17 protein-coding genes and 1 tRNA gene are annotated in these 24017 nt (G+C 60.3%); 13 read left to right on the top strand and 5 right to left on the bottom strand.

Going from position 1 to position 24017, the window contains the following annotated elements:
* Positions 1-66 precede the first annotated feature (66 nt).
* On the bottom strand, positions 67-756 hold the full coding sequence (locus tag FLQ44_RS20405; RefSeq protein ID WP_147695820.1) for a Bax inhibitor-1/YccA family protein: 690 nt from the start codon (positions 754-756) through the stop codon (positions 67-69).
* 157 nt (positions 757-913) lie between these two features.
* On the opposite strand from FLQ44_RS20405, the gene FLQ44_RS20400 reads away from it, so the two are divergent.
* A tRNA-Leu gene (locus tag FLQ44_RS20400) sits at positions 914-998 on the top strand.
* Between the two features lie 196 nt (positions 999-1194).
* Here FLQ44_RS20400 and purL read toward each other — a convergent pair.
* Positions 1195-5076, bottom strand: a complete 3882-nt coding sequence (gene purL, locus FLQ44_RS20395; protein ID WP_147695819.1) for a phosphoribosylformylglycinamidine synthase — start codon at positions 5074-5076, stop codon at positions 1195-1197.
* Positions 5077-5226: 150 nt separating this feature from the next.
* On the opposite strand from purL, the gene FLQ44_RS20390 reads away from it, so the two are divergent.
* Positions 5227-5565: a P-II family nitrogen regulator gene (locus FLQ44_RS20390; RefSeq protein ID WP_017509599.1), complete on the top strand. Its 339-nt coding sequence runs from the start codon at positions 5227-5229 to the stop codon at positions 5563-5565.
* 201 nt (positions 5566-5766) lie between these two features.
* Here FLQ44_RS20390 and FLQ44_RS20385 read toward each other — a convergent pair whose 3' ends face one another.
* A complete protein-coding gene (locus FLQ44_RS20385; protein WP_147695818.1) occupies positions 5767-6558 on the bottom strand; it encodes an outer membrane protein assembly factor BamD in 792 nt (263 codons plus the stop codon).
* 150 nt (positions 6559-6708) lie between these two features.
* Positions 6709-8898: a PhoX family protein gene (locus FLQ44_RS20380; protein WP_147695817.1), complete on the bottom strand. Its 2190-nt coding sequence runs from the start codon at positions 8896-8898 to the stop codon at positions 6709-6711.
* Between the two features lie 179 nt (positions 8899-9077).
* Between FLQ44_RS20380 and rluD the strand changes: the two genes are divergently transcribed.
* From rluD to FLQ44_RS20325, 11 genes are all read left to right on the top strand, one after another.
* Positions 9078-10208: a 23S rRNA pseudouridine(1911/1915/1917) synthase RluD gene (gene rluD / locus FLQ44_RS20375; protein ID WP_147695816.1), complete on the top strand. Its 1131-nt coding sequence runs from the start codon at positions 9078-9080 to the stop codon at positions 10206-10208.
* Positions 10198-10962 carry a peptidoglycan editing factor PgeF gene (gene pgeF, locus FLQ44_RS20370; protein WP_147695815.1) on the top strand — a complete coding sequence of 255 codons (765 nt, stop codon included), beginning with the start codon at positions 10198-10200 and terminating at the stop codon, positions 10960-10962. The genes rluD and pgeF overlap by 11 nt, the downstream gene beginning before the upstream one ends.
* Positions 10963-11413: 451 nt before the next feature.
* Entirely contained in the window at positions 11414-14281 is a 2868-nt protein-coding gene (locus FLQ44_RS20365; RefSeq protein WP_147695814.1) for a ribonucleoside-diphosphate reductase subunit alpha, read from the top strand.
* Positions 14282-14299: 18 nt separating this feature from the next.
* On the top strand, positions 14300-14512 hold the full coding sequence (locus FLQ44_RS20360; protein ID WP_147695813.1) for a hypothetical protein: 213 nt from the start codon (positions 14300-14302) through the stop codon (positions 14510-14512).
* Positions 14513-14743: 231 nt separating this feature from the next.
* A complete protein-coding gene (locus FLQ44_RS20355) occupies positions 14744-15316 on the top strand; it encodes a hypothetical protein (protein ID WP_147695812.1) in 573 nt (190 codons plus the stop codon).
* Positions 15317-15339: 23 nt separating this feature from the next.
* Entirely contained in the window at positions 15340-16539 is a 1200-nt protein-coding gene (locus FLQ44_RS20350) for a ribonucleotide-diphosphate reductase subunit beta (RefSeq protein ID WP_276607897.1), read from the top strand.
* 60 nt (positions 16540-16599) lie between these two features.
* Positions 16600-18333, top strand: coding sequence for an anti-phage dCTP deaminase (locus FLQ44_RS20345; protein WP_147695810.1), 1734 nt, complete (start codon positions 16600-16602; stop codon positions 18331-18333).
* 787 nt (positions 18334-19120) lie between these two features.
* Positions 19121-19615, top strand: a complete 495-nt coding sequence (locus tag FLQ44_RS20340; RefSeq protein ID WP_170253047.1) for an REP-associated tyrosine transposase — start codon at positions 19121-19123, stop codon at positions 19613-19615.
* Between the two features lie 272 nt (positions 19616-19887).
* The gene (locus FLQ44_RS20335; protein ID WP_017509809.1) at positions 19888-20364 is read left to right on the top strand and encodes an FKBP-type peptidyl-prolyl cis-trans isomerase; all 477 of its coding nucleotides are present in this window, start codon (positions 19888-19890) and stop codon (positions 20362-20364) included.
* 281 nt (positions 20365-20645) lie between these two features.
* Complete coding sequence (locus FLQ44_RS20330) at positions 20646-21512, top strand: carboxylate/amino acid/amine transporter (protein WP_147695808.1); 867 nt, start codon at positions 20646-20648, stop codon at positions 21510-21512.
* A 166-nt stretch (positions 21513-21678) separates the two neighbouring features.
* On the top strand, positions 21679-23436 hold the full coding sequence (locus FLQ44_RS20325) for an alkaline phosphatase family protein (RefSeq protein ID WP_170253046.1): 1758 nt from the start codon (positions 21679-21681) through the stop codon (positions 23434-23436).
* 158 nt (positions 23437-23594) lie between these two features.
* Here the strand turns inward: FLQ44_RS20325 and FLQ44_RS20320 are convergent, their stop codons facing one another.
* Positions 23595-23819: a helix-turn-helix domain-containing protein gene (locus tag FLQ44_RS20320; RefSeq protein WP_170253045.1), complete on the bottom strand. Its 225-nt coding sequence runs from the start codon at positions 23817-23819 to the stop codon at positions 23595-23597.
* Between the last annotated feature and the right edge of the window lie 198 nt (positions 23820-24017).

Here is a 24017-nt window from a genome sequence, read left to right as displayed (position 1 = left end):
AGCCCGCCAGATACAAAAACGCCGGCACAAGGCCGGCGTTGATCAGTTTGCGCTATCTATCAGGGCTTAGTCGCGGTCACCGGCAAATGCCATCAGCAGATGCAGCAGGCTGGTGAACAGGTTGTAGATGCTGATGTAGATACCCAGCGCAGCGGAGATGTAGCTGGTTTCGCCGCCATCTACCACGTTCTTGACTTCCCACAGGATCATCAGCGAGCTGAAGATCACAAAGGCTGCGGAGATGGCCAGGGCCATGGCAGGCAGCTGCAGGAAGATGTTGGCAACGATGGCTACCATCAGTACCACGGCGCCGACCGTCAGGAATTTACCCATGCCGGACAGGTCACGCTTGGTGGTGGTGGCAATGCCCGCCATTACCGCAAACACGGCTGCGGTACCGCCGCCGGCAACCATGATCAGCTGCGCGCCGTTGGACAGCTTCAGTGCGACTTGCAGCAAAGGCCCCAGCATCAGACCCATGGCAAAGGTGAAGACCAGCATCAGCGGTACACCCAGCGCATTGTTGCGGTTGGCCTGTACGGCAAACATCAGGCCGTAGATCACAGCCATCATGGCCAGTACGCTCATGATGGGGCTGGCTGCCATGAAGGCAAAGTTCATATTGGCACCGACGGCAGCGCCAATCACGGTAGGCACCATGGACAGGGCCAGCAGGCCATAGGTATTACGTAGAACCTTATGGCTTGCGCCGCTGTAGGCGGTGGTTTTGTAAGCAGTGTGAAGGTTCGGTTGCATGGCGACGATTCTCCTCGCGCGTGTTATTCGGGACGGCAATGTCATGGACAACATATTGTTACACAAGTTTCTGCCGATGCCTATTTTGATCAGGATGCTTGCCAAAAAAAGCTGATTGGTCTATTATCCGTCTCCTCAAAGCAGTACTGATGTCGTGGCGAGAGTGGCGGAATTGGTAGACGCACTGGATTTAGGTTCCAGCGCCTCGCGGCGTGAGAGTTCGAGTCTCTCCTTTCGCACCACACAGCAGTACAGCATGCATAAGCGCCTGCACCGTAATGGTCTGGCGCTTTTTGCATTGGTATTGCCCTAGATGGTGGCAACGCCGCCCGTTTCAAGCGCAGCCATGGCAAACATGAGCGCCCTGCCTGCTGCCGATGGCTCATAAAAAAACGCCCCGACTCGTCGGGGCGTTTTGCTGTCAGCTTGCGGCCAACCTTAGCCGATCCAGCGGCGTGCGCTGGCAAACATGCGGAACCAGCCGCCGTTTTCGCCCCAGCTTTCCGGGTGCCAGCTGTTCTGCAGGGTACGGAACACGCGCTCCGGGTGCGGCATCATGATGGTGAAGCGGCCATCCGGCGTGGTGACACCGGTGATACCTGCCGGCGAACCGTTCGGGTTCATCGGGTAGGTTTCGGTGGCCTGGCCGTGGTAGTCCACATAACGCAGTGCGGTCAGCACCTGCGCTTGTGCGCCCGGGGCAAACACCGCGCGGCCTTCGCCGTGCGATACCACTACCGGCAGCTTGGAGCCGATCATGTCTTGCAGGAAGATGGATGGCGATTCGGTCACTTCCACCATCGCGAAGCGGGCTTCAAACTGCTCGGACGCGTTGCGCTTCAGCTTGGGCCAGTGCTGCGCGCCAGGGATGATGTCCGACAGGTTGGACATCATCTGGCAGCCGTTACACACGCCCAGGGCGAAGGTGTCGCTGCGGCCAAAGAAGGCTTCAAACTGCTCGCGCGCCTGGCCATTGAACAGAATGCTCTTCGCCCAGCCTTCGCCTGCACCCAGCACGTCGCCGTAGCTAAAGCCACCGCACGCTGCCAGGCCTTTGAAGTCGGCCAGCTGTACACGGCCGGCAATCACGTCGGACATGTGTACGTCCACCGCCTCGAAGCCAGCACGGGTAAAGGCTGCACCCATTTCGATCTGGCCGTTCACGCCCTGCTCGCGCAGGATGGCGATGCGCGGACGCGCGCCGGTGGCGATAAACGGAGCTGCCGGGTTGTCTTCGGTATTGAAGGTCAGCTCGGCAAACAGGCCACGCGAGGCGTCATCGGCAATCTGCGCGTACTCGCTGTCGGCACCTGCCGGGTTGTCACGCAGGCGCTGCAGGCGGTAGCTGGTTTCCGACCAGGCCTGCTGCAGGGCCACGCGGCTCTGGGCAAACAGCTCGTCTTCGCCATGCACCAGGCGCAGCACGCCATCGGTAGCCGGCATGCCGATCACCGATACGTTGGCCGCCAGGCCCATGATCTCGAAGCGCTTCAGCACGTTGTCGATTTCATCGGCGGCTACTTGCAGCACCGCACCCAGCTCTTCGTTGAACAGGACGGCGTTCACGTTGGCCGCATCGCCACCGGTCAGCATGGACAGCTCGACTTGCGCGCCCAGATGGCCGGCAAAGCACATCTCGGCCAGCGTGGCGAACAGGCCGCCGTCGGAGCGGTCGTGGTAGGCCAGCAGCTTGCCGTCTTCTACCAGCGATTGCAGCACGGTAAAGGCGGAAGCCAGCTTGTCGGCGCCGTCTACGTCCGGCGCCTGGCCGTTCATGTCGTTCCACACCTGGCCGAAGATGGAGCCGCCCAGGCGGTTTTTGCCTTCGCCCAGATCCAGCAGCAGCAAGGCGCTATCGGCAGCGCGCAGCTGCGGGGTTACGGTCTTGCGTACGTCGGCTACCGGGGCAAACGCCGAGATGATCAGCGACAGCGGTGCGGTCACGGCTTTTTTGTCGCCGCCCTCTTCCCAGACGGTTTTCATCGACAGCGAGTCTTTACCCACCGGGATGCTCACGTCGATGGCTACGCACAGGTCGGAGATGGCTTTGACGGTGGCGTACAGTTTGGCGTCTTCGCCCGGGTGGCCGGCAGCGGCCATCCAGTTGGCAGACAGCTTCACATTGCCCAGCTCGCCTACGTTGGCCGCAGCCAGGTTCAGCAGCGATTCGCCTACCGACACACGGCCGGCGGCCGGGGCGTCGAACAGTGCCGCCGGGGTGCGCTCGCCCATGGACATGGCTTCGCCCAGGGTGGTGTTGAAGCCCATGGCAGTGACTGCCACGTCGGCTACCGGCACCTGCCACGGGCCAACCATCTGGTCGCGCGCGGTCATGCCGCCTACGGTACGGTCGCCAATGGTAATCAGGAAGCTCTTGTCGGCCACGGTCGGGTTGCGCAGCACGCGGTAGGCCGACTCTTTCAGGTCGTACTGGGCGGCGTTCAGCGCAGCGGTGCTAACCGGCACGGTTTTCACGTCGCGGGTCATGCGTGGCGGTTTGCCCAGCAGCACTTCCAGCGGCATGTCTACCGGGCTGTTGTCGAAGTAGTCGTCGCGCACTTGCAGGTGGCCGTCGTCGGTGGCGACACCCATTACCGCAAACGGGCAACGCTCGCGCTCGCAGATCTCGGTAAAGGTGGCCAGGTCTTCCGGCATCACGGCCATCACGTAACGCTCTTGCGATTCGTTGGACCAGATCTGCATCGGGGTCATGCCTTTTTCTTCCAGATGCACTTTGCGCAGGTGGAAGATGGCACCACGGCCGGCGTCGTTGACCAGCTCGGGGAAGGCGTTGGACAAGCCGCCGGCGCCCACGTCGTGAATGGACACGATAGGGTTGGCCGCACCGCGCTGCCAGCAGCGGTCGATGACTTCCTGACAGCGGCGCTCGATTTCCGGGTTGCCGCGCTGTACCGAATCAAAGTCCAGGTTTTCGCTGTTGGCGCCGGTATCCATGGAGGATGCCGCGCCGCCGCCCAGGCCGATCAGCAAGCTTGGGCCGCCCAGCTGGATCAGCAAGGCGCCTTCAGGAATCTCGTTCTTGAAGATTTGCTGTTCCTGGATGTTGCCCAGGCCGCCGGCGATCATGATGGGCTTGTGGTAGCCACGGCGCTCGCCCTGGAAGGTGTCTTCGAAGGTGCGGAAGTAGCCTGCCAGGTTCGGGCGGCCGAATTCGTTGTTGAACGCGGCGCCGCCGATCGGGCCCTCGATCATGATGTCCAGCGCGGAGGCGATGCGGCCTGGCTTGCCGTACTGCTGCGCTTCCCACGGCTGCTGGAAGCCAGGGATGTTCAGGTTGGATACGGTAAAGCCGGACAGACCGGCTTTCGGGCGCGAGCCACGGCCGGTAGCGCCTTCGTCGCGGATTTCGCCGCCGTTACCGGTAGACGCGCCGGGGAACGGGGAAATCGCGGTGGGGTGGTTGTGGGTTTCCACCTTCATCAGGATGTGGGTCGGCTCTTCGCTGTAGGCATAGGTGTGGCTGCCTGGCTGCGGGTAGAAGCGCTCGATGGTGGCACCATCGATCACCGACGCGTTGTCCTTGTAGGCCACGCGGGTGCCCTGCGGATGGGCGTCGTGCGTGTCGCGAATCATGCGGAACAGCGACTTACCCTGCTCTACGCCGTCAATCACGAACTGCGCGTTGAAAATCTTGTGGCGGCAGTGCTCGGAGTTGGCCTGGGCAAACATCATCAGCTCCACATCGCTAGGATTGCGCTGCAGCTTGATGAAGTTTTCTACCAGGTAGTCCACCTCGTCCGGCGACAGGGCCAGGCCCATGTCGGCGTTGGCCGCATCCAGCGCAGCCTTGCCACCGCCCAGGATGTCCACGGTGGACAGCGGCTGAGGGTCGACATGCACGAACAGGCGGTCCGCGTCGGCCAGGCTGGCCAGCACGGTTTCCGTCATGCGATCGTGCAAGAGGCCCGCCAAACGCTGGCGAGCCTCTTCGGTAAACGGTGTGGTGGTCTGGATGTGATACGCAATGCCGCGCTCGATGCGCAGGACATTTTCCAGGCCACAGTGGCGCGCGATGTCAGTCGCTTTGGACGCCCACGGTGACAAGGTGCCCAAACGGGGCGTAACCAGGAAAAACTCACCTGTTGGTTCCTGTGCCAGCGGCGGTTCGCCATAGGTCAGCAGTTTTTCCAGCACGGCAACTTGTGCCTCGGATAGCGGCGACTCGCTTTCGGCGAAGTGCCAGTATTCGGCGGCGACAGTCAGGTCTGGTAGACCCGCTTCGCGCGCATTGGCCAAGAGTTTATCAAGTCGGAACTGGGACAGGGCGACGCCGCCCCGCAGCTTAAGAATGTGCGACATTGTATACCCGCAACAATGGAGACAAGGATCAGGAAAGCGCGTAATAATACACGTAATCCCCCGCTTTTATAAGGCCGCAGGTGGAATATTGCCAGACAATCATGCTGCCAACAGCCCGCTTTGCCCTATCTATACAAGGAGTTGCGATCCATGAAAAAAGTCGAAGCAGTCATCAAACCGTTCAAGCTGGATGAAGTGCGCGAGGCTTTATCTGACATTGGCATCAACGGCCTGACCGTTACCGAGGTAAAAGGCTTCGGCCGCCAGAAGGGCCACACCGAGCTGTACCGTGGTGCCGAGTACGTGGTGGACTTCCTGCCCAAGGTGAAAATCGAAGTGGTTATCGCCGACGATCTGGTAGACCGCGCTATCGAAGCCATCATCCAGACCGCGCGCACTGGCAAGATCGGCGATGGCAAGATCTTTGTCTACCCGGTAGAGCAAGTGGTGCGTATCCGCACCGGCGAAACCGGCGAAGACGCAGTGTAAGCACACACCGTCTGCCCGCCCTGCCCCAAAAAAAGACCGTCTGTGCGACGGTCTTTTTTTGCTTGTGCGGTAAAGCGCCAGGCTGCAGATGCAATGGCTTGCGTGGTGCCACCCAGCCTTGCCACATCCATTACAAGCTTGATCTGTGCTGCTTTGGCAGCCTGAAAGACCGTTTGTACAACGGTCTTTTTTCTTTCCGGCTTAGCCCCAGAACTTCCACCAGGGTTGGCCGCGGTATTCCCACGGCTGTGTCAGGTAGGCGCTTTGCGGGAAATTCAGCGCCAGAATGCGGCGGGTATCCGCCTGCAGCGTGCCCATGCCCAGCTTGCCGTAAGCCTGCACCATGATGGCCAGCGCTTCTTCGTTGTGGCCGGTATTGGCGTATGCCTGCATCACGGTCTGGGCGCGGTTGGCCGCAGCCAGCCAGGCTTCGCGTTTCATGTAGTAACGGGCCACGTGCATTTCGTGCCCACCCAGCGCGGCGGCCAGATGCTGCATTTTTTGCGTAGCGTCTTCGGCGTAGCGGCTGGCCGGGTAGCGGGTAATCAGCTCGCGAAAATCGTTAAACGACTCACGGGCGGCTTTCGGGTCGCGTTCGCTAATGTCCTGGCCGGTAGCGCGCGCCAGGAAACTGGTGTCGTCGTTAAAGTGCACCAGGCCTTTCAGGTAGTACATGTAGTCGGCACTGGCGTGCGCCGGGTACAGGCGCAGAAAGCGGTTGGCCGCAGCAATGGCCAGCTCCGGCTCGCTATCCTTGTAATGCGTATAGGCTTGGTCCATCAGCGCTTGCTGCGCGTGGCGGCCATAGGGAAAGCGCGCCTGCAAGGTTTCATAAAGCTTGAGGGCGCGGGTGTAGTTGCCGCCATTCAGCTCGTCGCGGGCTTCGCTGTAGATCTGGTCTACCGTCCAGCCACGGGTTTCGTCCTGCGGCTCCACCGAGGCACAACCTGCCATCAGTACGACGGCCAGCAAGGCTACAAAGCTTTTTTTCATGAGGTGTCCTTGTTTGACTGCGCACGATTATAACCAAAACTGCTGTTTGCGCACGCCCGGCGGCGGTTTCTTGCTGCCATCTGCGCCGTTGCCATGAAAAAACCGCCTGCCGGGCGGGCCGACAGGCGGTGTGGCTAGCCCAGGCCGGGCTTAGGTACCGATACGGCCACCGTCGTTCTTGGTGATCATCACCGTAGCCGAGCGGGGGCGCTTGCCGGCGCCGTAGCCGCTATTGGACGGCCACTGGCTGACATACTTGCTCGGGTCGCCCAGGTCGCTGACCGCCGTGCCTTCGCCCGGGTGCTGGATGTTGACGAACATCACCTTGCCATCCGGTGTTTCTGCCACGCCGGTTACCTCGCAGCCTTTCGGGCCGACCAGGAAGCGCTTCAGCGTATCGGTGGTGGGCTTCTTGCCGACATAGGTATCCACCAGCACGCTACCGTTGGCTACCGACACCTTGCCGCCGTCCCCTACGCGGCCTGGCAGTGCGGCCAGCATCTGGTCGTTGGTCATGTCGGTGTAGTTGCCATCGTCGGTCTGGATCCAGCAAATGCCGGTGCTTTCGGCAAACTGCAGGCCATCCGGGCTGGAGAAGTCGTTTGCGTCGATCAGGCCGGACAGGTTGATGCTGGCAATAGCACCGGCTTCGGAGCCAAACAGATAGACGTCCCACTTGAAGGTAGTGGCATTGGCATCGCCCTGCTCGGCCAGGCGCAGGATATGGCCGTTCACGTTGCCGCGCTGGGTGGTGGTGCCATTTTTGATATCGGTGTAGCTGCGCGGGTTGGCCGCATCCACCACTTTGCTGGCGTCGCTACCGCTGGTCACGCGGCCGCTGTTATTGGTCAGCGTAAAGTAGATGTCGCCGGTAGTCGGGTGGGTGGAGCTCCACTCCGGGCGGTCCATCTTGGTGGCGCCGGCGGCATCGGCCGCTACGCGGGCGTTCACCAGAATATCGGCCTGGTCGGCAAAGGTGTAGGCCGCGTAGCCGGCGATCCGCGGGTTGGCCATGGACAGCTCCAGCCAGGTGCCGCTGCCGTCGGCGTTGAACTTGGCCACGTACAGCTTGCCGTTATCCAGGTATTTGTCGCCGGTGGCCATCGGGTCAGCCGGTTTGGCATCGGCCGGGTCCCACACGGCGTCCGATACATACTTATAGATATATTCGAACTGCGAGTCGTCACCCATGTAGATCGCCAGCGGCTTGCCGGTTTTCAGCAGCGAGAAAGCGGCACCTTCGTGGGCAAAGCGGCCGGTGGATGTGCGCTTTTTCACCACGCTATTGCGGTCGTAGGGGTTGATTTCAGTCATATACCCCTGGCCGTTGATCTCGTTGCGGTAGTCGGCGGCGGCGGTGCTGGCCGCATTGGCGGTGATATCCCAGCGCACATAGCGGTCGTCGCTACCGGCGGTTTCCCAGCCGTAGCGGCTATTGGTACCCGCCGCGCGGCCATAGCGTGTCAGCGCGGCGATTTCTTTGGCGCTGCGGGCGGCGGCATCGCTACCGCGCTTGAAGTAGCCGGACCAGTTTTCTTCGCCGGTCAGCAGCGTGCCCCACGGGGTTTTGCCGGTGCCGCAGTTATTCAGCGTGCCGCGGGTGCGGGTGCCATCGGTCGAAAACTTGGTCACCATCAGGCTGCTGCCGCGTGCCGGGCCGGCCAGCTCGATGGTGGTGTCGGCGGTAACGCGGCGGTTAAACGGGCTGGCTTGCACGGTGGCAAAGCGGCCGTTACTGCCTTTGGCAACCTCCACTACCGATACGCCATGGCAGGCGATCTCGATATCTGCCTCGGCGGCCGGGCGTGGCAGCGCGGTGGGGCCGGCGGCAAACAAGGTGGTCTGATCGATGTACTCGTGGTTCATGGCCAGCAGGCCGCGGCTGGCGCCTGCCTGGTCAGCTTTGCCGGCGGCGTTCAGGCCAAAATACTGCATGCCGTCGTGGTGGTCGCCGGCCCGCTGGTCGTAGCCGGTGTCGGTGCCATCGTTCTTGAATGCGGCTACGCCGGCAAACAGCGGGTCACCTTTGGCGTAGATCACGCTGGCGGTATAGCCCTCTGGCACGATAAAGGCATCGGCCAGGCTCTTGGCTACCGGCTTGAAGCCCAGCAAGGTTTCGCTGGCGGCGGCCGGTGCGCTGCTGCCAGAGCCACCCAGGCCCAGACAGCCGGTGAGCCCCATGCTGCCAAACACGGCAGCACCGGCCGAGCCCAGCATAAAGCTGCGGCGGCCCATGCGCGCGGCCAGGATGTCCTGCATGGTGGGGTTGTTCGAGGTGTTGTTACCGATATCGTCCGGGTCGGCGCCGTTGGCCAGCGGGGTGAAGTTATTTTTGCTCATGGCACTTTTTAATAGGTAGTTGATTGGTTTGAAACAGCCGTTTAATGGTATTGGCTAATGATTACCCCACCATGAAGCGCCAGTTTCATACCAGTTACCTGTCATCTAGCCGCCACGCCAACAGGACAAGCAGGCCAGACTGCTTTAAAATCGCCCGATTTACCTCACGCCACAAAGCCATGAACGAACAAGACATTCTCGCCGACGAACTGCTGGACGACGATATTGCGGACAGCGAAGGGGAAAGCGGCGCCGGCGGCGAGGCGCAGCAACTTTCCGTACCTTACGAATTTTCCGGCGATCGCCTGGATGCGGCGCTCACCAAACTGCTGCCCGACTACTCGCGCAGCCGCATGACCCAATGGATCAAAGACGGCAAAGTGCTGCTGGACGGCAAGCACATGCCCGGCAAGACCAAGCTTTTGGGCGGCGAAGTCATCACCGTAGAGGTGATCCCGCAGCCCGAGGCGCTGGCCTACACTGCCGAGCCAGTAGATTTCCCCGTGGTGTACGAAGACGAACACATCATGGTGGTGAACAAGCCCGCCGGCATGGTGGTACACCCTGCCTCCGGCAACTGGACCGGCACCCTGCTGAACGGCCTGCTGCACCGCAACCCCGAGCTCACCCACATTCCGCGCGCCGGTATCGTGCACCGCCTGGACAAAGACACCTCCGGCCTGATGGTGGTGGCCAAGACCCTGCTGGCACAAACCGACCTGGTACAGCAGCTGCAGGCACGTACCGTCAAGCGCATCTACCGCTGCGTGGCCACCGGCGTGGTGCCCTACGATGGCAAGATCGAAACCCTGATCGGCCGCGACCCGCACAACCGCCTGAAAATGGCCGTGCTGCGCTTTGGCGGCAAACCCGCCATTACCCACCTGCGCGTGCTGGAACGCTACGAAGACTTCAGCTACGTAGAGTGCAAGCTGGAAACCGGCCGTACCCACCAGATTCGCGTACACATGCGCGAAGCCAAGCACCCGCTGGCCGGCGACGCCACCTACGGCAACCCGCGCCACCACGGTAGCGAAGCGGCCGACGCCGCCGTCAAGGCCCTGGCGCGCCAGGCGCTGCACGCCTACTCGCTGGCGCTGGTACACCCGGCCACCGGCAAGGAAATGGGCTGGAAAGCCCCGCTGCCGGACGACATGAAACAGCTGCTGGCCCTGCTGCGCGCCGAACGCGACGAGAAATTTGCCGCCGCCAACGCCAAAGCCGCGGCCAAGGCCGAAGCGCTGGACGAAGAAGACGAGGATGACTGGGACGACGACAACTACGACGTCGAAGTGCACTATGTTCGCTAAGCCCGTGCACACGCCCGCAGCAGACACCGGCTGGTTCACGCCAGACTGGCCCGCTGCGGCCAACGTGGGCAGCCTGGTCACCACCCGGCACGGTGGCGTCAGCCCCGCGCCCTACGCCAGCCTGAACCTGGGCGACCACGTGGGCGACGACGCGGCCAACGTCGCGGCCAACCGCGCCCTGCTGCGCGCCGCACTGCCTGCCGAGCCCGCCTGGCTGCAGCAGGTACACGGCATTGCCGTAGTGGACGCCGCCACGGTAGCGCCGGGTAGCGTACCGGTAGCCGACGCCAGCTTTAGCCGCACCCCCGGCGCCGTGTGCGCCGTGATGACCGCAGACTGCCTGCCCGTGCTGCTGGCCGACCGTGCCGGTACCGTGGTGGGCGCCGCCCACGCCGGCTGGCGCGGCCTGTGCGGTGGCGTGATCGAGGCTACCATCGCCGCCATGGGCGAGCCTGCGGCCAACCTCATCGCCTACCTGGGGCCGGCCATTGGCCCCGAGGCCTTCGAGGTCGGCGCCGAGGTACGCGCCGCCTTCATGGCGCACGACAGCCATGCCGCTGCCGCATTCGAGCCCATTGCCGATGGCAAATATCTGGCCGATATCTACCTGCTGGCGCGGCAAAGGTTGGCCGCAGCCGGCGTGACCGCCATTTACGGCGGCGACGCCTGCACGGTGATCGAGCGCGAGCGCTTCTTTTCCTACCGGCGCGACCAGGTAACCGGCCGCATGGCCAGCCTGATCTGGCTTAGCTAAACACAAGATATAGTGTTGCAGGGCGGTGAAAACCGCCCTTTTTGCTTTTTGGGCGTCGCAGCAGCGCAACAGCCGTCATAAAACCGCCGCTGTGGCAAAACTGCCGCAGCCGCAAACCCTTGTTGTAGCTAGCCCCGCCGCACGGCCCCGGCAGGCCGCAAAAATAAGTTTGCCGCGCAAAGCCAATACTGGCGCGGCTTTCAGCTTTTTGCCGTAGCTGTCAAGACTTGTCCCGCACACACTTCACCACTAGAATTTGCGTCACTTTCCGGTCAAAACAGCATATATTGTGTTTGTGCACAGCTGGCGCACAGCTTTTCAACAGAGTTGTCCACAGCCCGCCTGCCACCACCGCTGCGCGACCCCTTCCGCCCGCGTGCCGCATGCCAAAAACACATGCCCGCCGCCGCCGGAAGCATCGAATAACCTACCCATCACGAGGGCAATGACAATGCCACTGACCACTACCGACGCCAACACCGCCGCCGAACTGGGCCGCGCAGCCGCGCCACAAGCCGACTACAGCCAGTACAAGACCATTCGCCGCAATGGCGCCGTGGTGGCATTCGAGCCGGTAAAAATCTCTATCGCCATGACCAAAACCTTCCTGGCGGTAATGGGCTCGCAAAGCGTGAACTCCGCCAGCATCCGCGACAAAGTGGCACACCTTACCGAGTCGGTGGTCAGCGCCCTGATGCGTCGCAAACCGGAAGGCGGCGCCATCCACATCGAAGACATCCAGGACCAGGTAGAGCTGTCGCTGATGCGCGCCGGCGAGCACGACGTGGCCCGCGCCTACGTGTTGTACCGTGACCAGCGCTCGCAAGAACGCGCCGCCCGTGGCGAAGCCCTGCACCAGATCCAGATCAACGTGATCCGCAAAGATGGCCGCAAGCTGCCGCTGGATATCGCCCGCCTGCGCGCCACCATCGAATCCGCCTGCCAGGGCTTGGCCGCCACCGACGTGGACGCCATCCTGTCCGAAACGCTGAAGAACATCTACGACGGCGTACCGGAAGAAGAAGTCAACAAATCGTCCATCCTGGCTGCCCGCGCCCTGATCGAACAAGACCCGGCCTACGACTACGTGACCGCACGCCTGCTGCTGGGCAATATCCGCCTGGAAATCCTGGGCGAAGCCATCAGCCAGGAAGAAATGGGCCAGCACTACCCGCTGTACTTCCCTAGCTACGTGAAAAAAGGCATTGCCGCCGAGCTGCTGGACGAAAAGCTGGGCGAGTACGACCTGAAAAAACTGGGCGCCGCGCTGAAACCGGAACGCGACCTGCAGTTTGGCTACCTGGGCCTGCAAACCCTGTACGACCGCTACTTCCTGCACATCGAAGACACCCGCATCGAAATGCCGCAGGCTTTCTACATGCGTGTAGCCATGGGCCTGGCACTGAACGAAGTGAACCGCGAAGAAAGCGCCATCGCCTTCTACAACGTGCTGTCCAGCTTCGACTTCATGTCGTCCACCCCTACCCTGTTCAACGCCGGCACCCGTCGTAGCCAGCTGTCCAGCTGCTACCTCACCACCATCGCCGACGACCTGGACGGCATCTACGAAGGCATCAAGGAAAACGCCCTGCTGTCCAAGTTTGCCGGTGGCCTGGGTAACGACTGGACCCCAGTACGCGCCATGGGCAGCCACATCAAAGGCACCAACGGCAAATCGCAAGGCGTGGTGCCGTTCCTGAAAGTAGTCAACGACACCGCCGTGGCCGTGAACCAGGGTGGCAAGCGCAAAGGCGCCGTGTGTGCCTACCTGGAAACCTGGCACGCCGACATCGAAGAATTCCTGGAGCTGCGCAAGAACACCGGCGACGACCGCCGCCGCACCCACGACATGAACACCGCCAACTGGATCCCGGACCTGTTCATGAAGCGCGTGATGGAAGGTGGCGAGTGGAGCCTGTTCTCGCCTAGCGAAACGCCAGACCTGCACGACATCTACGGCCAGGCCTTCGAAAAAGCCTACACCGCCTACGAGCAAAAAGGCCGCAACGGCGAGCTGCGCGTATTCAAGCAGATCCCGGCCCTGAGCCTGTGGCGCAAAATGCTGACCATGCTGTTCGAAACCGGCCACCCATGGGTTACCTTCAAAGACCCGTGCAACATCCGTAGCCCGCAGCAACACATGGGCGTGGTACACAGCAGCAACCTGTGCACCGAAATCACCCTGAACACCAACGACGACGAAATCGCCGTGTGCAACCTGGGCTCTGTGAACCTGGCACGCCACCTGAAACAAGGCGCCAACGGCCCCGAGCTGGACACCGAGAAGCTGCAACGCACCGTACGCGTCGCCCTGCGCATGCTGGACAACGTGATCGACATCAACTTCTACCCGGTGAAAAAAGCACGCAACTCCAACCTGAAGCACCGCCCGGTAGGCATGGGCATCATGGGCTTCCAGGACTGCCTGCACCAGATGCGCGTACCGTACGCCAGCGACACCGCCGTCGAGTTTGCCGACATCTCCATGGAAGCCGTGGCCTACTACGCCTACCTGGCCAGCACCGAGCTGGCTGAAGAGCGCGGCCGCTACCCATCGTACAAAGGCAGCCTGTGGGACCGTGGCATCCTGCCGCACGACAGCATCAACCTGCTGGCAGCCGAGCGCGGCGGCTACCTGGAAATGGACCGCAGCGAACGCATGGACTGGAGCAGCCTGCGCAAGCGCATCGCCGAACACGGCATGCGTAACTCCAACGTGCTGGCCATTGCCCCTACCGCCACCATCGCCAACATCATTGGTGTGTCTGCCTCCATCGAGCCGACCTACCAGAACCTGTTCGTGAAATCCAACCTGTCCGGCGAATTCACCGTCACCAACGAATACCTGGTGCGCGACCTGAAAAAACTGGGCCTGTGGGACGAAGTGATGGTTGCCGACCTGAAATACTTCGACGGCAGCCTGGGCCGCATCGACCGCGTACCGGCCGAGCTGAAAGCCATCTACGCCACCGCGTTCGAAGTAGACCCAAGCTGGCTGGTAGAAGCCGCCAGCCGCCGCCAGAAATGGATCGACCAGGCACAATCGCTGAACCTGTACATGGCCGGCGCATCGGGCAAGAAACTGGACGAGCTGTACAAGCTGGCCTGGGTAAAAGGCCTGAAAACCACCTACTACCTGCGCACCCTGGGCGCCAGCTCCGCCGAGAAATCCACCGGCCGTGGCGGCGAACTGAACGCCGTACCGGTAGCAGGCGGCGCAGCCGCAGCACCCGCCCCGGCAGCCGTGGTAGACACCACCCCGGCCACCGATGCCAAGTTCTGCAGCATCGACAACCCGGACTGCGAAAGCTGCCAGTAATAACCCGCGGAGGCGAACATGCCGTCAAAAGCAGATCGCCTCGTGAGATTTATCTGGGTTACTACTCTTGCTACGCTTCTGATTTTTGGATTTGTCACTGGCAGTGTTTTGTTGATCACTAACCATTTTGACAAAAGCCGATTTGATGATTTTAGTGCTGAGCTTTCTACCTCGACTCAGGATGGGGTGAAGCTCAAATTGGCAGCAAAAGACAACCAGATAAAACGGTAAGTTACGAGGCATGGCGGGGTATGCCCCCGCCACTCTTCCCCAAGTTGCCCACCATACTTTGGAAAGAGTGCCAAGACTGTAGCCCGGATAAGGCGCCAGCCGCATCCGGGGAATCAGATAAAAAACAAGCCCACAGGTTGGCCGCATGCGGCCAACCCATCCTCAAGCCGGTTGCCCCCAGCCGGTTTCGGGATGCCACGCGGCCCTGCCGCCAGCCACACCGGAGACGCCATGAAACGCCTGCTTATCGCCTGCGCCGCCGCCCTGCTCACAGGCTGCGCTACGCTGGCCGACCAGCTGCAAGGCAGCCTGCAGCCAGCGCCAGACAGCGGCCACGCCATCCTGGCCATGACCGTGCGTACCTACGCCCCGGAAAACGCCACTGCCATGGTGTACTGGCACGGGCTGGACAACGGGCTAAAAGGCGTACTGCGTGCCAACTTTGGCCTGGACAGCATCTTTGGCCCCGCCGGTAGCGACCCCGTTATTGGCCGCCTGCAGCTGCTGGCCCTGCCACCAGGCCGCTACATGCTGGACAAAGCCACCGCGCGCTGGGCAGACGACGCCGCCGGCGACAACTTGGCCATCAACACCCAGCGCAGCGCCAGCTTTGCCCTGGGCCAAAGCTTTACCGTTACCGCCGGGCACAGCGTGTACCTGGGCGATATCCGCTTTAATCTGGACTACCGCCCGGACCTGAGCTACCTGGACTCGCACCCGCGCGACTACGCCCACATGCAGCGCGTGTGGCATATAAACGATAGCGACAGCGTGCAGCTACAGCTGCTGCCAGGCACACAGTAACAACAAGCCGTACAGCAAACAGGTTGGCCGCATGCGGCCAACCCATCCTCAAGCCGGTTGCCCCCAGCCGGTTTCGGGATGACGCGGCGCCCTCCCACCGGACGGCGCGCCAGAAACACGAACAAACCCATACAGAATCCGGAGCAAGAATAATGAGCCTGTCCTTCGACGACACCCCCGCTACCGCCACCCCAGCCGCCACCGCCGCCGGCCGTGTAAACGCCCTGGACAAACGCGTAATCAACGGCAAAACCGACGTGAACCAGCTGGTACCGTTCAAACACAAATGGGCATGGGAAAAATACCTGGCCCAGTGCGCCAACCACTGGATGCCGCAAGAAGTAAACATGCAGCGCGACATCGAACAGTGGAAAACCGGCCAGCTGTCCGAAGACGAAATGCGCATCGTCAAACGCAACCTGGGCTTCTTTGTTACCGCCGACAGCCTGGCCGCCAACAACATCGTCCTGGGCACCTACCGCCAGATCACCAGCCCGGAATGCCGCCAGTTCCTGCTGCGCCAGGCCTTTGACGAAGCCATCCATACCCACGCCTACCAGTACATCGTAGAAAGCCTGGGCCTGGACGAAGGCGAAGTGTTCAACGCCTACAACGAAATCAAATCCATCCGCGACAAAGACGAATTCCTGCTGCCGTTCATCAACGTGCTGTGCAACCCCGAATTCAAGACCGGCACCCTGGAAACCGACCAGACCCTGCTGAAATCGCTGATCGTGTTTGCCTGCATCATGGAAGGCCTGTTCTTCTACGTAGGCTTCGTGCAGATCCTGGCGCTGGGCCGCCAGAACAAGATGACCGGCGCCGCCGAGCAGTACCAGTACATCCTGCGCGACGAGTCCATGCACTGCAACTTCGGCATCGACCTGATCAACACCATCAAGCTGGAACAGCCGGAAATCTGGACCGACAGCTTCAAGGCCGACATCACCGAGCTGTTCAAACACGCCGTAGAGCTGGAATACGCCTACGCCGAAGACACCATGCCACGCGGCGTACTGGGCCTGAACGCCAGCATGTTCAAGGAATACCTGCGCTTCATCGCCAACCGCCGCATGCAGCAAATCGGCCTGGACCAGCTGTTCCCCGGCGTAAACAACCCGTTCCCGTGGATGAGCGAGATGATCGACCTGAAGAAAGAGAAAAACTTCTTCGAGACCCGCGTGACCGAGTACCAGACTGGCGGCGCGTTGAGCTGGGATTAAAACAAAAGGGTGCTACGCACCCTTTTGTTTTTTCGAAACCTTACTGGCGTCATATTGGCTATGAGAAAAAACAACGAAACAATTTCCAAGCTTTTCCTTGCAAGACAAGAATTTATTTTAGTTGGATTGACGGGGCGAACTGGATCGGGCTGCACAACCGCCGCAAATATTCTTGAGTCCGACGCTAGTTTTCCTGACGTTTCGTCCGTTCGAACTGAGGGTGAGCCTTTTTACAAGGGAAATGACGCGAGGCGTTATTCCATACTAAAAAAATATGCACAGCAAAATTTCAAAAAATTTTATTCAATAAAAGTTAGCGATCTTATATCGGCATACTTTCTCTCCCGCGACCCGCCGGAGGTGGCAAAATTTATTGCCCAGTCACATCCTGGTGGCATAAATGAAAACATGATTCTGCAGTCACTATTGGGCGGCTCATTTTCCAAAATGAAGAAGGCTCCAAACTTTCAATCCGTCCTCGGAAAGATATTGAATCACGACGCACCAATAGCACTAACCGAGAGCGAGAAGAAAAAATTTCTTCAATTTCTTGGAATGGCCAGATCGTTTACTCAAAAATTCAAAAATGAACTAAACACCATTGATTCTGATCTTTATATTTACACCTACCAAGCAGCTGGAAACTCAATCCGCAGGCGCGGGTATATTGATGTAAATTACAAAGAGAGGGAATTCATCCCAGACAACATTTATCACTTACCCGAAACAATAAATAGAATAATAAAATTACTACGGAAAATAAAAGGTGATGTTTTTATAGTAATCGATGCCATCAGAAACCCCTACGAGGCCAGGTTTTTTAAGGATAGATATGCTGCATTCTATTTGATATCAGTCAACGCCCCAAACGATGACCGAAAAACATACCTGCAAAATGTTCACAAGTTTTCGGTAGAAAAATTTGACGAAATCGAGAAGAGAGAGTCTGGAAAAACAAAAATAAGCAATGCCGATTTTGTAAGTCAGAACGTAAAAAAATGTATTGAAATGGCTGATATTCACTTGTTTAATCCAAGAAACGAACTGGAGAACAACAACGTACTAAAAGCTCAGCTTGCATGGTATTTTGCGTTAATGCTCCATCCAGGGTTGGTGTCGCCACGAACAATAGAAAGGGTGATGCAGGTCGCTTATACAGCCAAATCCAATTCTGGCTGCATTTCCCGTCAAGTTGGCGCAGTGGTCACTGATGAGAATAACTCGATCAAAGCAATCGGATGGAATGATGTTGCAAAAGGTCAAGTGCCCTGCTCGTTAAGATCCCTCAAGGGTCTTCTAAACGACTTTGATGAAATCGCCTATAGCCGATACGAACGAAACTCCGAAGAATTTCGGACAAGAGCCAAAGATCAATATATTGCCATCACAACAGCAGACAAAAGCAGCGGAAGAAATCATGCATACTGCTTTAAGGATATAAAAAATAACATTGACTCCAAGGGAAATCAGGTACATACCCGTGCCCTTCATGCAGAAGAAAATGCATTCCTTCAGTTGACAAAGCATGGCGGCATGGGGGTAATTGGCGGCAAGCTGTACACAACTGCAAGTCCCTGCGAGCTTTGCGCTAAAAAAGCCTATCAACTCGGGATAAAAGAAATAGTTTATATTGACCCCTATCCAGGAATTGCCACAGATCACATCATATCTATTGGGGAAAATCCTCCTGGCTTAATTCAATTTATGGGAGCTGTCGGAAAAGGGTATCATCAACTGTACGAGCCAATACTTCCATACAAAGATGAGTTAGATTACTTGCTGAGTAACGACTAGTAATTAGCACGTAGATTGGGTTGCGCGTAGCGAAGCCCAACGTTCACCGCGAAGCCTTCAAAGGTTGGCTGCATCACCCTTACCCGGTATGCAGCCAACCTTTTGCCTCTACCCTCGCCCACTACTTGCTTGCCGCTGGTACACCCTTCCCCGGATGCGCCGTTGGCTTATCTGGGCTACCTGTGACACACCACAAAGGTTGGCCGCACACCCCCTACCCGACAGGCTCCAGCTCGTAGCCCGGATAAGGCGCAGCCGCATCCGGGGAACTACGCCACCGCTTCACCACAAAAGGTTGGCCGCATCACTCCTTACCCGGCATGCGGCCAACCTTTTTGCATCCACTCTCTCCAGCTGCCTGTTTACTGGCGCTACGCCCTTCCCCGGATGCGCCGTTGGCTTATCCGGGCTACCTGTTATGCACTGCAACCATTACCCATCCCACGTTTGGCCTGATTGACGTTTTTAATGCTATGCCCTGTTGCGGGATGCTGCTGGCAGCTCGTAGCTCGTAGCCCGGATAAGGCGCAGCCGCATCCGGGGAACGACGCCACCGCTTCACCACAAAAGGTTGGCCGCATCACCCCTTACCCAGTATGCGGCCAACCTTTTCGCATCCACCCTCGCCCGCTGCCTGTTTACTGGCGCTACGCCATTCCCCGGATGCGCCGTTGGCTTATCCGGGCTACCTGTTACGCACCGCAACCATTACCCACCCCACGTTTGGCCTGATTGCCGTTTTTAATGCCATGCCATGTTGCGGGATGCTGCTGGCAGGAGGTGTGCGATGGTGCAATATCGGCGAAACCGCGTGGCGGGTGGCAGCTACTTTTTTACCGTAACCCTGCAAGACAGGCGGCAGTGTTATCTGGTGGAGCATGTGGCGTGGCTGCGGGAGGCGTTTCGGGTGACGATGCGACGGCGGCCGTTTGTCATCGACGCCATTGTGGTGCTACCGGATCACTTGCACTGCATCTGGACGCTGCCATCAGGGGATGATGATTACCCGGCACGTTGGCAGGCCATCAAGGCGCACTTCGTCAAACGGCTGCACCGGCTGGGCATACGCGGCAAGGCCGGGCCGGATGGGGCGGCGGGCATCTGGCAGCGCCGCTATTGGGAGCACACATTGCGCGACGAAGCCGATTTTGCCCACCACGTAGCGTACATCCACGGCAATCCGGTGAAACACGGGCTGACCGCTACCGCACAAGACTGGCCGTTTTCCAGTATCCATAGCCGTCGCTGGCGGGAACAAAACCGTAGCCCGGATAAGGCGTAGCCGCATCCGGGGAATAACGCCCTGGCCGAGCCATAAAAAGGTTGGCCGCATCACGCTTTACCCGGCATGCGGCCAACCTTTTTGCATTCACCCTCGCCTACTACCTGTTTACTGGCGCTACGCCATGCCCCGGATGCGCCGTTGGCTTATCCGGGCTACGGATTACACACCGTAGCCGTGGGCTGATGCCGCCCGCCACCCCGCCAGCAGTTGACACGCCCCCGCCTAGCTGCCACCCTTCCACCCTCATTTTTTTCTGCCCCCTACCTGCCATGAACATTACAAAAGACACCGCCGTTACCCTGCGCATGAAAGTTACCGACAGCCAGGGCAATATCTACGACGACGGCAAGAAGCCGGTTTCTTACCTGCACGGCGATTACGACAACCTGTTTGCCAAGCTGGAAGAAGCGCTGGAAGGCCAGGAAGCCGGCTACCAGACCACGCTGGAGCTGAGCCCTGCCGACGCGTTTGGCGAGCGTGATGAAGCGCTGGTCACTACCATGGCCAAGGTGGATTTCCCGCCCGGCGTGAAGGTAGGCGGCCAGATTCAGCGCACCGGCCCGGACGGCGAGCCGCGCTACTATTTTGTGACCAAGATCAAAGGCCCTACCGTGCTGCTGGATGGTAACCACCCGCTGTGCGGCAAAACCCTGCGCTTTGCCATCAAGGTGGTAGACGTGCGCGCGGCCACCGCCGAAGAGATTGCCCACCAGCACGTACACGGCGAACACGGCCACCAGCACTGATCGCCCGCTGGCCGGTACGCACACAGCCCTCCCATGGCGGATGGCTGCGTGGATGACAAGCCCTGCTTGCCCGGCAAGCAGGGCTTGTTTTATTAACAGCACGGCCCAGGCCGCTACGTTGCCAGCAGCCAGGGGGCTCTGCTTTCCCTGCGCTACCGGGCTGGCGCCACGCCCGCTGCGCTGCCGCACAGGGCGCGGGGGCGGAAAGGTTGGCCGCATGATGCTTCCCTGCCCGGCTGCAGCGGCCTATCATCCACCCCCCGCTCTTGTTGCGAGTTGCCATGCCTTATTTATTGATTGTTACCGCCCTGTGGGCGTTTTCTTTTAGCCTGATCGGCCAGTACCTGGCCGGGCAGGTGGACAGTGATTTTGCCGTGCTGCTGCGCGTGCTGATTGCCGCCGCGCTGTTTTTGCCGTTTACCGTGTGGCGCGGCCTGCCTGCGCGGCTGATAGGCGGCTTCTGGCTGGCCGGGGCGCTGCAGTTTGGCGTGACTTACCTGTGCCTGTACCGCAGCTTTCACGTGCTGACCGTGCCGGAGGTGCTGCTGTTTACCGTGCTGACGCCGCTGTATGTCACACTGTTTGACGATGCGCTGGCGCGCCGCTTTAACCCGTGGGCGCTGCTGGCCGCCGCCGTGGCGGTGGGTGGCGGGGTGATCATCCGCTTTCAGCCACTGACTGGCGACTACCTGACCGGCTTCCTGCTGCTACAGCTGGCCAACTTTACCTTTGCCGCCGGCCAGGTGCTGTGCCGCCGCTTGCTGCAGCAGTACCCGGTAAGCCAGCCACTGCACCGCTACTTTGGCCATTTCTTTCTGGGCGCGCTGCTGCTGGCGCTGCCGTCTTTCCTGCTGTTTGGCGATATGCAGCGCCTGCCGCACACGGCCCTGCAGTGGGGCGTGCTGGCGTATATGGGGGTGTTTGCCACGGCGCTGGGCATGTACTGGTGGGTAAAAGGCAGCACGCAGGTCAGCGCCGGCACACTGGCCATCATGAACGAGCTGCACGTGCCGGCCGGCCTGCTGGTGAACGTGCTGATCTGGAACCGTGACGCCGACCTGCCCCGCCTGGCGCTGGGCGGCGCGGTGATCATGGCGTCGCTGTGGATCAACCGCTGGGGCCGCGCGCGGCTGGCCACGCAGGCTTAGGCAGGCTTGCGGCCAACCCTGTAGCCCGGCGCCCTGCCGGGCTTTTTGCTGCCTGGCAGGGCAGCGGTGCGTAGCAATATTAAATTCATCTAGACGTCTAGATATTGACACGCCACTGTCTTGCACCATGCTTAGCATGCTGCGTTCCACCACCAAAGGAACCACCATGCAAAACACCCTGAAAGGGCTGGCCGGCACGGCGCTGTGCCTGGCGCTAGCCAGCGCCCACGCCGCGCCCAAGGCCCTGCTGATCGGCATAGACGGCGCACAGCTGGAAAAAGTGCAGGCGCTGAACCTGCCCAACTTCAAGCGCCTGAACATGGCCAAAGGCTATACCGGCGGCGTGGCCGGCAGCGCCAGCGAGCAGGAAACCTACAGCGGCCCAAGCTGGGCCACCATCCTGACCGGCGTATGGCGTAACAAACACCAGATCAGCAGCAATAGCGACGGCCTGGCCAACCCGGCCTTCCCCAGCCTGTTCAAGCGCCTGCGCGATGCCTACCCGCAGGCCTACCTGGCCAGCGTCACGAACTGGGGCAATATCAACAAACAGTTCTTTGCCAATGATATCCGCCGCAATAACTACAACGCCGAAGGGCTCAGCGACGAGGCCGTGGTAGCCAAAACGGTAGAGCTGATCAACACCACGCCGGCCGATTTCATCTTTGTGCACCTGGACGACCCGGACCACGTGGGCCACGACAGCGGCTTTGGCGCGGCGTACGACAAGGCACTGCGCCAGGCCGATGCCCACCTGGGCCGGCTGCTGGACGCGGTCGCCACGCGCCAGGGCGCCAGCGGGGATAACTGGCTGGTACTGGCCACCACCGACCACGGCCGCGACCCGGTAAAAGGCCAAAACCACGGCGCGCAGACCCGTAGCGAAAAAACCGTGTTCATCGCCAGCAACCAGCCGATGAATGCCGAGTTCACCAGCCCGGCAAGCACCGTGGCCAACCCGGCCTTTGACGGCCTGTACGGCCACATCGCCCAGACCTGGATCGCCCCGACCGTGCTGCGCCACATGGGTATCGAGCCGCAGCGCAGCTGGCTGCTGGACGGCGCACCGCTACAGGGCAGCGTAGGCGTGCGCAAGCTGCTGCCTGCCAGCGGCGCGGCCAATGGCTTTAGCTGGGCCGCCAGCAGCGGGCAGGTAGAGATTTACCGCAACCAGCAGCTGCTGGCCACGGTGCCGGCCAGCCAGCAAAGCTATGTAGATACCAGCAGCCCGGCCGGGCTGCAGGACTACACCCTGCTGCTGGGTAGCGTGCCGGTCAGCCTGCGCATGGGCCGCCCCGGCCTGCGTACCGCGCTGGACTGGAGCGCCAGCCGCAGCTATTTCTTTCTGGATGACGGCAGCTATGTCCGTTACAACCAGACGGATGACAAGGCAGATAGTGGCTACCCCAAGCGCACCAATAACAGCAGCTGGCCCGGGCTGGGCAGCTACGCCGGCCAGCTAGCCGCCAGCTTTAGCAAAGACGCCAATACAGCCTATTTCTTTCTGGGCAATGGCCAGTACGTGCAGTACGACAAGGTGGCAGACAAAGCCCTGCCCGGCTACCCACAGCCGGTAAGCGAGCAAAGCTGGCCGGGGCTGGCGGCCTACGCCACCCAGATCAAGGCCACGCTGCGCCTGCCGGGTAACAAGGTGGCGTTCTTTCTGAAAGATGGCCGCTTTATCCGCTACGACCTGGCGGCCAACCGTGCCGATGGCGGCCCGCAAGCCATGGACAATGCCAGCTGGCCACAGCTGGGGGTGGACGCGCGCCGCATCACGGCGGCCTTGAAATGGGACGACAGCCGCGCCTATTTCTTTCTGGATGATGGCCGCTATATCCGCTACAACCTCACGCAAAACCGCGCCGAGGCCAACTTTCCCAAACCCATAAACAGCCAGACCTGGCCAGGCCTGCTGCCCTAAGCCGCCCCAGGGTGCAGGCTGCGTGAGCCTGCCATTCGCCGCCAGCCTGGCGGCCACCAGACACCCCCCGTTTGTGCTGCACACGGGGGGTATTTCATTGCTGCCCGGTTGGCGCAGGGCTGTGGCTTGGCTGCCGGGTGGTGTGCGGCCAAGCTGGCTTAGCCACGGCCCCAGCGCTGGCGCAGCAGGGCATCCATGGCAACCAGATGGGCCGGCGTATGCTGCAGTTTTCGGCGCGGCGCGGGCAGCGCGGCCTGGCTTTCATGCAGCCATTTGTAAAACGTGCCCCGCGAAATGCCGTGCTTGCTGCACAGCACCGACACATTTCGCACGGTTTTGTAGTCGTTCAGTACGTCCAGACGCTTTTTATCCGGGTAACACATCAAGCCTCCTCGGGCGGTGGGGGCGCTGGCGGGCAGTGACAAGCTGCGGTGCCAGCGTGCAGTGTTGCCACATGGTTTAAAGTGATGTTTGAACAGCTTATTCATCAAGCCATTTCAAAGCACAGGCTTTAATAAAAACCAATTGCTTTTCAAGCGCATGCATTGTAATAACGCCATTTTTTGGCCGGCTTGATGCAG

Source organism: Vogesella mureinivorans (assembly GCF_007644035.1).
GTDB classification, from domain to species: domain Bacteria; phylum Pseudomonadota; class Gammaproteobacteria; order Burkholderiales; family Chromobacteriaceae; genus Vogesella; species Vogesella mureinivorans.
The sequence above is the reverse complement of the archived record's forward strand: the minus strand, read 5'-3'. Positions and strand labels throughout refer to the sequence as shown.